Origin of the sequence: Rhizobium sp. NZLR10 (genome assembly GCF_019685125.1) — a bacterium.
Classification (GTDB): Bacteria; Pseudomonadota; Alphaproteobacteria; order Rhizobiales; family Rhizobiaceae; genus Rhizobium.
Genome location: NZ_JABDWE010000023.1, coordinates 51956 through 63865 on the forward strand (window position 1 = coordinate 51956; position 11910 = coordinate 63865).

The window sequence follows — 11910 nt, forward strand, 5'->3', positions numbered from 1 at the left end:
GCCCAATAATGGCGCAAATTGAACGTTTCCGGGCCAAACTGCGCCCTGTTGCGCCGAAAGCAAGGTTGCATTAGGCCTCTCGCGTGGAAACGGAAACCAAAAAGCGGGCATGATGACGGACCTGAGATTGGCACTCTATCAGCCGGATATTCCCGGCAATACCGGCACGATCCTGCGCCTTGCAGCCTGCCTGGGCTTCGCGGTCGATCTGATCGAGCCCGCCGGCTTCGACGTCTCCGACCGCAACCTGAAACGATCAGGCATGGATTACATCGCCACAGCTAGCCTCACCCGACATATCAGCTGGGACCGCTTCGAGGCGTGGCGTCTGACCACCGGCCGCCGCCTAATCCTTGCCTCGACCAAGGCTGCGGACCGCTACACCGATCTTGCCTTTTGCCCCGACGATATCCTGCTTTTCGGCCGCGAAAGCGCCGGCGTGCCGGATCAGGTCCATGAGAGGGCCGATGCCCGCATCCTGATCCCGATGGTCGAAGGCCAGCGCTCGATCAACGTCGCCGTCTCGGCTGCAATGATCGTCGGCGAAGCGATGCGCCAGACGGTCTGGGCCTGACCGCTGCTGGCGCGCGCAGAGCAAAGGCCCGCAGAATTGCGGATCCGCTGATGAATATGTCGCAAAATAGCGTTGTCTATCCGTCAAACCGGCGTATATTTATTAGCCGAGCAATCAAAAATACTGCGTAGCCTCCATGATTCCAATGGGTTGGACGCCATATGAGGAAAGCACCACTTCTCCAGGCTGTGAAAGAAGAATAAAAACAAGAAATGGATTCCACAATCATCATGATCAACCTGTTCGGTGCCGTGGCCTTGCTGCTGTTCGGCCTCGCGCAGGTGAAGGACGGCGTGTCCAGGGCCTTCGGCGCACGACTGAGAACAGGGCTGGCGAGCGGCACGCGCGGTGGCTTCCGCTCCTTCCTGTCGGGGCTGGTAGCGACCATCGCGCTGCAGAGTTCGACGGCAACGGCGCTGATGACCGCATCCTTCGTCGAACGTGACCTGATCAAGCCGCGCATGGCGCAGATCGTCCTGCTCGGCGCCAATGTCGGCACCGCGATCACCGCCTGGATCGTCGCAACCGGCATCGAATGGCTCTCTCCGCTGCTGATCCTGACCGGCATCGTGCTTTACCGTGGCCGCTCCAGCGCCCGCCAGGGCGGTGGCGCGGCGCTGATCGGCATCGGTCTGATGCTGCTGTCGCTGCATTTGCTCGGCCTCGCCACGGAGCCGATGCGCGCCTCTCCGGCTCTCGCCGCCTTCATCGGCCTGCTGGACGGCGCTCTGCCCGTGGCGCTGCTCTTTTCAGCAGGCCTTGCCTTCCTCTCCTCGTCGAGCCTGGCTGTGGTGGTGCTTATCCTGTCCCTCGCCTCGGCGGGCCTGGTCTCGGCTGAACTCGTCATCGTGCTCGTGCTCGGCGCCAATCTCGGCGGCGCGATCCCACCTGTCATCGCGACATTGTCCGGCCCGGTGTCGGCGCGGCGCGTCACTCTCGGCAATCTCGCGGTGCGCGCGCTCGGCTGCTTCATCGCCCTGCCGCTGGCGGGCTATGGCGCCGAACTCATCCAGATGCTGCCCTTCGGTCCGGCCAAGCTGCCGGTCGACGCGCATCTCGCCTTCAACCTTCTGCTCGCAGCACTCGCCTGGCCGTTCTCCCGGCCGCTCGCCACCCTGATGGCCCGGCTGGTGCCGGATCAGCCGGAGCCTGACAACGCACCGAAATATCTCGATGCGCAGGAGCTTTCGACACCCGTCATTGCCCTTGCGAGCGCCACCCGCGAAGTGCTCGGCGTCGGCGACATCATCGAGCGCATGCTGGTTAGGGTCTCCGAAGCCTTCGAGCAGAATGATGCCAGCAAACTTGCCGAAATCCCGGCTCTCGAAGAGCGCGTCGACCGGCTGCAGCAGGAAGTGAAGATCTATCTCTCGAAGCTCGGCCGCGACGGACTCACCGACGAGAACGCCCGCCGTTCGATCGTCGTCATCGATTATGCGATCAATCTCGAACATATGGGCGACATCATCGAGAAGGGCTTGCGGGAGCAGGTGGCGAAGAAGATCTCGCTTGGCCTGAAATTCTCCGATGACGGTCATCAGGAACTGCGCAAGCTGTTCGACCTGACGATCGACAATCTGCGGGTCGCCCAGACGATCTTCGTCACCCGCGATTTCAATCTCGCGCGGCAGATGATGGAGATAAAGGTTGAGGTGCGCCGGATGGAGAAGCAGTCGGCCGAGCGCCATCTCGAACGCCTGCGCGACGGCCGCGCCGACAGCCTGCAGACCAGCTCGCTGCATCTCGACATGCTGCGCGACCTGAAGCGGGTCAACGCCCACATTGTCTCTGTGGCGCATCCGATCATGGACGAGAGTGGCCTGCTGATTGAAAGCCGTGTGCGGCCCGCCGCGGAGTGAGGATCAGTCTGCCGAAGGCAGGCGGCGCATGGTGAATTCGATCTGGTCGCCGTCGAGCTGGCGCCAGCTCTCCACCTCTGTCCAGTAGGCGGCTTTCGGATATTCGTCGAACCATTCCCGCGCCTTGGCGCGTGCGTCGATCAGGGCGAGGCAATATGTCTCACGCACGAAGTGGTCTTTCCTGCGGGAAGAAGTTTCCGCCCGATGTCTCGCTATCCTGCGCTTCAGGCCGTCGAAGGACGGAGGTCCTGGAACTTTTTTCATCAAACCTACCTCTTCAGAAAAGGTAGTATCGAAATTCGGGATTTGCGAGTCGAATCTTAGAAGCGCTTGGCGGTCCTTGCTTGGCTTGGCGAGATGCGGCGCCACCTGCTAAACGGGGCGGGTAATCGAGAATAAGCGAGTCGCTTCCTATGGAGATGCCGACCGCCGGAGGCGCGAATGGAAAGACCGGAACTGCCGATCGGCTTGCCTGAAGATATCGAAGAGAAGAAGGCGGCCGCCCGCAACTGGTTCGAAGGACTGCGCGATACGATCTGCGCCTCCTTCGAAACCCTTGAAGACGAGTTGGAAGGTCCGCTCTCCGATCAGGAGCCCGGCCGCTTCGTCGCCAAGGATTGGTGGCGCGAAAACGGCGGCGGCGGCCGCATGTCGATGATGGAGGGCCGTGTCTTCGAGAAGGTCGGCATTCACACCTCCACCGTCCACGGCGAGTTCTCTCCGGACTTCCGGGCGCAGATACCTGGCGCCAAGGACGATCCGCGTTTCTGGGCCTCGGGCATTTCGCTGATTGCCCATCCCGTCAATCCCAACGTCCCGGCCGTGCATATGAACACCCGCATGGTGGTCACCACCAGCCGCTGGTTCGGCGGTGGCGCCGATCTGACGCCGGTGCTGTCGCGCCGCCGCACCCAGGAGGACGAGGATAGCCAGCTCTTCCACAAGGCCATGGAGATCGCCTGCCGCAATCATGCCGTCGCCGATTACGATGCCTATAAGGCCTGGTGCGACGAATATTTCTTCCTGAAACACCGCAGCGAGGCCCGCGGCATTGGCGGCATCTTCTACGACTGGCTGCATTCGAGCGAGGACGCTGGCGGCTGGGACGCCGATTTCGCCTTCACGCGCGATATCGGCCGGGCCTTCGCCATGGTCTATCCGAAGATCGTCCGCACCAACTTCAATAAATTGTGGACGGAGGCTGACCGCGACGAACAATTGATCCGCCGGGGCCGCTACGTCGAATTCAATCTGCTGTATGATCGCGGCACGATCTTCGGCCTGAAGACCGGCGGCAACGTTGAATCCATTCTCTCATCGTTGCCCCCCGTCGTCCGTTGGCCATGACACTGTGATACTCATCGATAAATTCGAGGTGATGGGCCTTCACGAAAATTAAGCGTGTCCTAACTTTATATGTATGTGCGTAACAATCGGAGGAGGATTGTCATGACGATACAAAGTGGCTCGCCTGCGTCCACGGATGTCCAGGAAACATCCCGCACGATCGACACGTCCGAGTTTCTGACGCGCATCGCCGAGAAATTGCGGACCAAGAGCGGCTCAGATCTGCCGCTGTCCTGCTTCATCGAGCAGGTCAAGCTGCAATTGGCTGGCGGGAAGTCGCCGGAACAGCTGCAGAACGAAGCAGCCGCCGCCAACAGCAACCTGCCCGGCCAGCTTTCGGATACCTACAAAGCCTGGGCGATGCCCGACTGACATTGCCTTTACCGGCCGGCATATCTATGCCGGCCGGAACCTTCCCTCCCCCCGCACATTCATAAATCGCGTGAGATCGCGATCGTCTTTGTGTTTTGAACAGAGGAGAAGACCATGCGACTTTTCGAATGCGGCACTCTCGTCCCGGGCTGCGCCTGGCATACACGGGCAGACAGCGACGCCGAGGTGGTCCGCCGCGCCGTCGAGCACCTGAAAAACGCTCACGGCGAAACCACGATCCGCGAGAACATGGTGGACAATATCAAGGTTCGCATTCGTGATGAGGTGAATGCAGCCTGATTATTGCACCTGTTCCAGTAGCCGGGCGAGCAGCGCCGCCCGGTCGGAAACGAAGTTTTCCTCCACCCACTGGTTTTCCAGGCCGGCAAGCAACTCGCCGACGCGCGGGCCGGACGCGATGCCGACCGACATCACGTCGCCGCCGTTCAGCGGAAATTGCGGCTTCTTCCAGTTCGCGGCCTGATCCAAGAGCTTGATGAGCCGCGCCGACCGCGCCATTTCATCGAAATCCCCTTCAGCCTTGCCGCGCGCAACGCCGAGCGCCAGCTTGAGCCGCGTCATGATGCCGTCGGCTCCGTTGCGGTAAAGCAGCCGTTCGAAGGCGGCCGACGACATGCCGTCATTGGCGGGCGCGGCCATTGCCCAGGCCTTGAGGGTAGCAGCTTCCGCATTCGAGAGCTTAAGCCGGACTGCCAGCGCCTCGAGCCGCGCCGCATCGGGCGGCACGATCGCCGCAAGCCGTAGCAGCGGATCGGGCGTCCAGCCGAGCGCCTTTTCGGTGGCGACCAGCGAAGGGATGGCATCGATCCCCCATAGTTCCGATTCCGGCAGGATTTCCGTCAGCACTGCCACCTGCCGCATCCAGAGCAGCGCTCTGCCTGGATCGGCAGCACCGAGCAGCTTCCGCAGTTCCGACCAGACGCGTTCTGCCGAAAGCGTCTTCAGTTTCGACCGCGCCGCCGCACACGCCTTCAGCCCCTCGGCATCCGGCCGTCCGGAGCCGTAATAGGCAAAGAAGCGGAAGAACCGCAGGATGCGCAGATGATCCTCGGCAATACGCTTTGCCGCATCGCCGATGAAGCGGATGTTGCGCCTCTCGATATCGGCAAGCCCGCCGACCAGATCCACCACCTCGCCCCTAGCATCGGCATAAAGCGCGTTGATCGTCAGATCCCGCCGTTCGGCATCTGCCTTCCAGTCGGTGCTGAAGGCAACCTCGGCATGGCGCCCGTCGGTCTCGACGTCGGTGCGAAGCGTCGTCACCTCGAAGGGCTTGCCGTCGATGACGAGCGTCACCGTTCCGTGCTGCAGGCCCGTCGGCACCGCCTTGATGCCGGCCTCGGCCGCCCGCTCCATCACCGCCTCCGGCCTGAGTGTCGTGGCGATGTCGATATCGCTGACCGGCAGATCCATCAGGCTGTTGCGCACGGCGCCGCCGACGATCCGCGCTTCGCCGTCGTCGGCCCCACCGTCGGCCCCACCGTCGCCGTTGAGAAGTGCCAGGATCCGGCCGAGAGCCGGGTCGCGGAACCATGCTTGGTCGGCAAGACCGGTCATGCATAAAGCCTTTCGTAAAGCGTGCGGACGATGCCGGCTGTGATGCCCCAGATCATTCTGGTTTCATAGGGCACGCGGTAGAAATGCCGGTCGATGCCGTCGATGACACGCCGGTCGCGGGTATGATTGGCCGGGTCCATCAGGAAGGAAAGCGGCACCTCGAACACGTCGTCCACCTCGGTTGGGTTCAACGTCAGCGCGAAGCCAGGCGTGACGACGCCGAGCACCGGCGTGATGCGGAAGCCTGTCGAGGCAAGATAATTCGGCAGCCGCCCGACGGTCTCGACGAAGGAGCCGGGGAGGCCGATCTCCTCCTCCGTCTCGCGGATCGCCGCCATTTCCGGTGAGATATCGGCAGGATCGATCGAGCCGCCGGGAAAGGCGATCTGCCCGGAATGCTTGCGCAGCGTCGCCGTGCGCTTGGTGAAGATCACCTGCGCCTCCTCACCGTCGTCGACGACGGGCACGAGCACGGCGGCGTCGCGCAGCTTGAAGGTCTCGACCTCGGCCACGATATCGGGATTGAGGATGTGGTCCCCGTGATCACGCCAGGCATGATCGACCGGCCCGCCATTCTGGTTGAGCGCGCGGCGGCGGAATTCGGCCGCTGAGAACAGCGGATAACGGTGGGTGATCGCATCATTCATCGGCAAAGAGCATCCAGTTCGTCGGCCGGCATGACCGGGAAGACCTCGCCGCCGGAGCGGATCGCAAACATCGCCCGCCCCTCCGCGTCGAAAATCTCGCCCAGCGCGACCAGTTCATACATCACCGCACGCGACACCAGCGCCTCCAGCCGCCCGCGCACATGCAGATAGGGTTTTAGTTCGGCATTCTCGCCCGCAATGGCAAAGCGCAGCCGATGCTCTCCTCCCGCCTCCACGACATCGCCGACATTGGTGCGGAAGGTCAGCACCTGTCGGCCTTGCTCCTCCGTCACGCTCATCTCAACGGCGATGAACGGAGCGTCGACGACCCTTATCCCGACCTTTTCCACAGGAGTTACGAGATAGGTCTTCTGGTCGTCATCCTTCCTCAAAACCGTCGAAAACAGCCGCACCAGCGCTGGCCGGCCGATCGGCGTGCCCATGTAGAACCAGGTGCCATCGGCCCTGATCTCCATATCGATGTCACCGCAGAAAGGCGGATTCCACCGCTCGACTGGCGGTAACCCACGTTTTTTTCCGCCGCTTTCATCAGACGCGCGCGAAATTAGCGCAGCAAGTCCCGCCGCATCCGCCTGTCCGCTGATTTCCTCGGCTGCCATTCTTCCGTCCCGGTTTGTCCTTAACGAAGTGATGTCACGAGATAGTCATTCGCAACGAACTTGTCAGCCCGTCACATCTCCATAACTCTATCGGGTATGAGGCACATGTATAAGTCCGCCGATTCGCTGCCGAATGATTTCAGCCGTTGGAGATGCCCATGAGTATGATGAAGACCGAAGCCAGCCTCGATGAAAAGGCGATCGTCGCCGCTGCCGAAAAGGCGCTCTCCGATATCGCCGCCATCCGCGGAGAAGTCTCGAAGGTGATCTTCGGTCAAGAAAGCGTCGTCGAGAACACCATTCTCGCCGTGCTGTCCGGCGGTCATGCTCTGCTCGTCGGCGTTCCCGGCCTTGCCAAGACCAGACTGGTAACGACGCTCGGCGAAGTGCTCGGCCTCGCCGCCAATCGCATTCAGTTCACCCCGGACCTGATGCCCTCGGATATTCTCGGATCCGAGGTGATGGACCAGGACGACAGTGGACGCCGCTCTTTCCGCTTCGTCAAGGGCCCTGTTTTCGCTCAGCTGCTGATGGCCGACGAGATCAACCGCGCCTCGCCGCGGACCCAGTCGGCCCTTCTGCAATCGATGCAGGAATATCACATCACCATCGCCGGCCAGCGATATGACCTGCCGGCCCCCTTCCATGTGCTCGCCACCCAGAACCCGCTCGAGCAGGAAGGCACCTATCCCCTGCCCGAAGCCCAGCTCGACCGCTTCCTGCTGCAGGTCGACGTCAACTATCCCGAACTCGCCGCCGAGCGCCAGATCCTGCTCGAGACGACGGGCTTAGGAGAAACCCGGCCGGAAGCCGTCATTAACGCGCAGCGGCTGATCGAAATTCAGGCCCTGGTGCGTCAGATGCCGGTAAGCGACACGGTCGTCGATGCCATCCTGGCGCTGGTGCGTTCTGCCCGTCCCGGACAGGGCAATGCCTCGACCGACAAGAACGTCGCCTGGGGTCCGGGCCCTCGCGCCGGCCAGGCGATGATGCTCTGCGCCCGCGCCCGGGCGCTCTACGAAGGTCGTCTCGCGCCCTCGCTCGACGATATCTTTGCGCTCGCCGAACCAATTCTCCAGCACCGCATGGCGTTGACTTTCGCTGCCCGCGCCGAAGGCATGTCGGTGCGCGACGTCATCGCCGGACTGGTCAAGCAGGCAAAGGGATAAGGAAGCCGGACGCGTGGCATCTATCGGACAGATCGTCAACCCGACACCCGGCAGCGATGCCCTTTCCCGCGCCAGGCAGCGGGCCGCCCTGGTGCCGGACTGCCTGGTGGAAGCCAAGCGCATCGCCAACACGGTGATCGCCGGCTGGCATGGCCGTCGCAAACGCGGCATCGGCGAGAATTTCTGGCAGTTCCGTCCCTATGCCGAGGGCGAAAGCCTGTCGCGCATCGATTGGCGCCGCTCCGCCCGCGACGACCATACCTATGTGCGCGAGCGCGAATGGGAGGCGGCCCACACCATCTGGCTCTGGTGCGACATGTCGCCCTCGATGATGTACAAGTCGAGCTATGGCAGCGTCTCCAAGGAAAGCCGCGCGCTGGTCGTCATGCTGGCGCTGGCTGAAATCCTTGCCCGCTCCGGCGAGCGCATCGGCTGCCCCGGCATCATGGAACCCGCCTCCGCCCGCAACGCCGCCGAGCGCCTTGCGGCTGCGCTCATGCATACGCCGCTGACCGGCGGCCTGCCGGAAACGGCGATGATCCGCGGCTGGAGTGACCTCGTCCTCATCGGCGATTTCCTCGATGATGCGCCGGCGATCATGGAACGCCTCGGCCCACTTGCCCGCCGCGGCCTGCGCGGCCACGTGGTCGAGATAGCAGATCCCGCCGAGGAGATATTCCCTTATAGCGGCCGCACCGAATTCACCGACCCGGAGAGCGGCGCCAAGCTTATCTCCGGCCGCGCCGAACACATCCGCGATGCCTATCGCAACGCCTACCTCGCCCGCAGGGACAGCCTCGGCCAGTCGCTGCGCCATCTCGGATGGACTTTTGCGACCCACCGCACCGATCATCTGGCGTCGGAGGCGCTGGTTGCGGTGCACATGTATCTGTCCGGCATGCCGGCCAAGGCAACGCATGGAGGGCAGCTATGACCGCCCTTCCCTTCGCTTTCGCCTTTCCCGCCATTCTCGGCGCACTCGTCGCCCTGCCCGTCATCTGGTGGCTGCTGCGGTTGACGCCCCCACGTCCGAAGACCGAGGTCTTCCCGCCGCTGAAGATCCTCGCCTCCGTGTTGAAGCGCGAGGAGACTCCGGCGCAGAGCCCGTGGTGGCTGACGCTGCTGCGCATGCTGCTCGCCGCCACCATCATCCTTGCGATCGCCGATCCGGTTTTCAATCCGCGCACCAGTTCGCTCGCATCCGGTGGCCCGCTCGTCCTCTTCGTCGACAACAGCTGGGCGGCGGCGCCCGACTGGGAGCGCCGCATCCAGACGGCTGACGCGCTGATAGACGACGCCGAATCCGCCGGCACACCCGTATCGATCGCCTTCACCGCCGATCCGACCAACGACGCCGTACCAGGTAGCGCCGCTGCCGCCCGCGACAAGCTGGGCGCTGCCGAGCCGCGACCGCTCGTGCCGGACCGCGAGCGCGCCTTCCAGGCGTTGCGCGCAGCGCTGAACGGCATCAAGCCCGGCACCCTCGCCTTCCTGGCCGACGGCGCCGCCGCCAGGGCCGACGACGCGACGGTGCGCAGGCTCGCCGAACTCCAGCCCGCCGATCTCCGCCTGATCGAAGGCGATGCTGCACGAACGGTCGCGATTACCGCGGCAAACAATGCGGCTGATGCCATGACCGTCAAGGTCACACGGCTCAACAGCTCGCATGCCGCATCCGTGGCGCTGAACGCCGTCGATACCCAGGGCCGCTCGATCGCCAACGGCAGGGTGGATTTCGCCCCAGGCCAGAGTGTCGCGACGAGTTCGATCACTGCACCCTTCGAGATGCGCAACGATTTCGCCCGCGTCAGCGTCGATAACGCCGCGACAGCAGGCGCCGTCCACCTTCTCGACGACGCATTCAGGCGCCGCCGCGTCGTTTTGCTGTCCGGTGGAGGTGGGGATGAATTTCAACCGCTGCTCTCGCCGCTCTATTATATCCAGCGGGCGCTGCAGCCTTACGCGGATCTGATCCAACCGGCCGATTCCGATCTTTCGATCGCCATTCCGAAACTTCTCGCCAGCAACCCCTCCATCATCATCATGGCCGATATCGGCCGGCTGCCCGAGGACACCTACGAACCTCTGACGCGTTGGATTTCGAATGGCGGTATGCTCCTGCGTTTCGCTGGCCCGCGCATGGCCGCAGCCCCTGCGGACGATCCGCTGATCCCCGTCATCCTGCGCCAGGGAGAACGGGCGCTGGGCGGCACATTGTCCTGGAGCGAGCCGCAGTCACTTGCCGAATTTCCGAATTTCGGGCCTTTCGCAGGCATCGCGCGTCCCGCCGATGTCGTCGTTAAGCGGCAGGTCCTTGCCGAACCGACGCCCGATCTTGCCGAACGCACCTGGGCGAGCCTGGCTGACGGCACGCCCCTCGTCACGATGAAGCAGCTCGCCTCCGGACAGATCGTTCTGTTTCACGTCACTGCGGAAGCGACTTGGTCCGATCTGCCGATCTCGGGCACTTTCGTCGACATGCTGCGCCACCTCCTGCAGATATCGCGCTCGGGCGGCGTGACGTCGGAGGCGCGCGGCAATGCGCGTGTCGCTGAAACCCTGCCGCCATTCCGTATGCTGACGGCCAAGGGCACGCTCGTCTCCGAGACGGGTTCGGCGCGGCCGCTCATTCCACAGGCCGGAGCCGAATCGACGGCGAATTTCGACAATCCGCCCGGGCTCTATGGTTCGGAAGATGGTTTCACCTCGCTGAACGTCCTGCCCGAGAACGCCGAACTGACGCCACTCGACACAACGGGAACCAGTGCCGTGCGCGAAGGCCTGATCGGCGGCGAAAGCTGGTCGGCAAAGCCCGCGTTTTTTCTCGCAGCCTTTCTGCTGCTGCTGGCCGATAGCCTGGTCGTCCTGTTCATGAATGGCGCCTTCTCGCGACTACGCCCGGCTACCCGCACAGCGGCGATGATCGCCATTGCGCTCAGTGCCGTCTTTCTCATCCAGCCCGGCACGCTTCATGCCAACGACTCCCAGCCCGGCGACGACCTCATCCTGCAAAGGCTCGACAACACGCACCTCGCCTATGTCGTCACCGGTGAACAGGACGTGGACGATATATCCGAGCGCGGTCTCGAGGGCCTCACCCAGTTCCTGACTTTCCGCACGACGCTGGAGCCGGCGCCGCCCGTGGGCATCGACCTCACCAAAGACGAGCTCGCCTTCTATCCGATCATCTACTGGCCGGTTTCGGCAACGGCGCCGATGCCGTCGACGGCGGCGATCAGCCGTATCGATGCCTATATGCGCAACGGCGGCACCGTGCTTTTCGATACCCGCGATCAGATCAGCGCATTGGACAATGGCGGCAATGTCAGCGCCAACGGCCAGAGGCTGCAGGCAATCCTCGCCAATCTCGACATTCCGCCGCTGGAACCGGTGCCCTCCGATCACGTGCTGACGAAGTCCTTCTATCTTTTGTCGAGCTTTCCCGGTCGTTACGCCGGCAGCCCGCTTTGGATCGAGGCTCGGCAGGGCGGCCGCGAAGCGACCGAAAAATCTGCTGCGACGGCCGACGGCGTTTCGCCGATCCTGATCACCGGCAATGATTTCGCCGGCGCCTGGGCAATCGACGACAGCGGCGTGCCGATGCTGCCGACCGTGCCGTCCGATGAAGCGCAGCGCGAATATGCCTACCGTGCCGGCGTCAACATCATGATGTACATGCTGACCGGCAACTACAAGACCGACCAGGTCCATGTTCCCGACCTTCTCGAACGGTTAGGACAATGA

At 63.2% G+C, this 11910-nt stretch carries 12 protein-coding genes; 8 read left to right on the forward strand and 4 right to left on the reverse strand.

The genetic code is table 11. From position 1 onward, the window contains the following. Positions 1-112: 112 nt before the first annotated feature. Together HJB82_RS27810 and HJB82_RS27815 are read left to right on the forward strand one after the other, a co-directional pair. Complete coding sequence (locus HJB82_RS27810; RefSeq protein WP_207584349.1) at positions 113-574, forward strand: tRNA (cytidine(34)-2'-O)-methyltransferase; 462 nt, start codon at positions 113-115, stop codon at positions 572-574. 212 nt (positions 575-786) lie between these two features. Continuing rightward, complete coding sequence (locus tag HJB82_RS27815; protein WP_207581302.1) at positions 787-2433, forward strand: Na/Pi cotransporter family protein; 1647 nt, start codon at positions 787-789, stop codon at positions 2431-2433. A 3-nt stretch (positions 2434-2436) separates the two neighbouring features. Here HJB82_RS27815 and HJB82_RS27820 read toward each other — a convergent pair whose 3' ends face one another. Next, positions 2437-2697 (reverse strand): hypothetical protein, encoded by a 261-nt coding sequence (locus HJB82_RS27820; protein WP_207581303.1) that lies wholly within the window; start codon positions 2695-2697, stop codon positions 2437-2439. A 177-nt stretch (positions 2698-2874) separates the two neighbouring features. Here HJB82_RS27820 and hemF point away from each other — a divergent pair, with 177 nt between their 5' ends. The 3 genes from hemF (at position 2875) to HJB82_RS27835 (ending at position 4452) form a co-directional block, all read left to right on the forward strand. After that, positions 2875-3780 carry an oxygen-dependent coproporphyrinogen oxidase gene (gene hemF / locus HJB82_RS27825; RefSeq protein ID WP_221142101.1) on the forward strand — a complete coding sequence of 302 codons (906 nt, stop codon included), beginning with the start codon at positions 2875-2877 and terminating at the stop codon, positions 3778-3780. A gap of 102 nt (positions 3781-3882) precedes the next feature. After that, on the forward strand, positions 3883-4152 hold the full coding sequence (locus HJB82_RS27830; RefSeq protein ID WP_207581305.1) for a hypothetical protein: 270 nt from the start codon (positions 3883-3885) through the stop codon (positions 4150-4152). 114 nt (positions 4153-4266) lie between these two features. Further along, positions 4267-4452, forward strand: a complete 186-nt coding sequence (locus HJB82_RS27835; protein ID WP_207581306.1) for a DUF1059 domain-containing protein — start codon at positions 4267-4269, stop codon at positions 4450-4452. Here the strand turns inward: HJB82_RS27835 and HJB82_RS27840 are convergent, their stop codons facing one another. From HJB82_RS27840 to HJB82_RS27850, 3 genes are read right to left on the reverse strand one after another with little or no spacing between them, the layout of a single operon-like run. After that, positions 4453-5730, reverse strand: coding sequence for a CCA tRNA nucleotidyltransferase (locus tag HJB82_RS27840; RefSeq protein ID WP_207581307.1), 1278 nt, complete (start codon positions 5728-5730; stop codon positions 4453-4455). Further along, entirely contained in the window at positions 5727-6377 is a 651-nt protein-coding gene (locus HJB82_RS27845) for a CoA pyrophosphatase (protein ID WP_207581308.1), read from the reverse strand. The genes HJB82_RS27840 and HJB82_RS27845 overlap by 4 nt, the downstream gene beginning before the upstream one ends. Beyond that, positions 6374-6997, reverse strand: coding sequence for a DUF1285 domain-containing protein (locus HJB82_RS27850; RefSeq protein WP_207581309.1), 624 nt, complete (start codon positions 6995-6997; stop codon positions 6374-6376). The genes HJB82_RS27845 and HJB82_RS27850 overlap by 4 nt, the downstream gene beginning before the upstream one ends. A gap of 158 nt (positions 6998-7155) precedes the next feature. Between HJB82_RS27850 and HJB82_RS27855 the strand changes: the two genes are divergently transcribed. From HJB82_RS27855 to HJB82_RS27865, 3 genes are read left to right on the forward strand one after another with little or no spacing between them, the layout of a single operon-like run. Then, positions 7156-8166: a MoxR family ATPase gene (locus tag HJB82_RS27855; RefSeq protein WP_207581310.1), complete on the forward strand. Its 1011-nt coding sequence runs from the start codon at positions 7156-7158 to the stop codon at positions 8164-8166. Positions 8167-8179: 13 nt separating this feature from the next. Beyond that, complete coding sequence (locus HJB82_RS27860) at positions 8180-9100, forward strand: DUF58 domain-containing protein (protein ID WP_221115861.1); 921 nt, start codon at positions 8180-8182, stop codon at positions 9098-9100. Continuing rightward, a complete protein-coding gene (locus HJB82_RS27865; RefSeq protein ID WP_207581312.1) occupies positions 9097-11910 on the forward strand; it encodes a DUF4159 domain-containing protein in 2814 nt (937 codons plus the stop codon). The genes HJB82_RS27860 and HJB82_RS27865 overlap by 4 nt, the downstream gene beginning before the upstream one ends.

Bases quoted from the DNA above. Each gene is read 5' to 3' on its own strand.
- HJB82_RS27855 (WP_207581310.1), top strand. From the start codon at position 7,156: ATGAGTATGATGAAGACCGAAGCCAGCCTCGATGAAAAGGCGATCGTC.
- HJB82_RS27810 (WP_207584349.1), top strand. From the start codon at position 113: ATGACGGACCTGAGATTGGCACTCTATCAGCCGGATATTCCCGGCAAT.
- HJB82_RS27865 (WP_207581312.1), top strand. From the start codon at position 9,097: ATGACCGCCCTTCCCTTCGCTTTCGCCTTTCCCGCCATTCTCGGCGCA.
- HJB82_RS27850 (WP_207581309.1), bottom strand. From the start codon at position 6,997: ATGGCAGCCGAGGAAATCAGCGGACAGGCGGATGCGGCGGGACTTGCT.
- HJB82_RS27820 (WP_207581303.1), bottom strand. From the start codon at position 2,697: ATGAAAAAAGTTCCAGGACCTCCGTCCTTCGACGGCCTGAAGCGCAGG.
- HJB82_RS27835 (WP_207581306.1), top strand. From the start codon at position 4,267: ATGCGACTTTTCGAATGCGGCACTCTCGTCCCGGGCTGCGCCTGGCAT.
- HJB82_RS27815 (WP_207581302.1), top strand. From the start codon at position 787: ATGGATTCCACAATCATCATGATCAACCTGTTCGGTGCCGTGGCCTTG.
- hemF (WP_221142101.1), top strand. From the start codon at position 2,875: ATGGAAAGACCGGAACTGCCGATCGGCTTGCCTGAAGATATCGAAGAG.
- HJB82_RS27845 (WP_207581308.1), bottom strand. From the start codon at position 6,377: ATGAATGATGCGATCACCCACCGTTATCCGCTGTTCTCAGCGGCCGAA.
- HJB82_RS27830 (WP_207581305.1), top strand. From the start codon at position 3,883: ATGACGATACAAAGTGGCTCGCCTGCGTCCACGGATGTCCAGGAAACA.
- HJB82_RS27840 (WP_207581307.1), bottom strand. From the start codon at position 5,730: ATGACCGGTCTTGCCGACCAAGCATGGTTCCGCGACCCGGCTCTCGGC.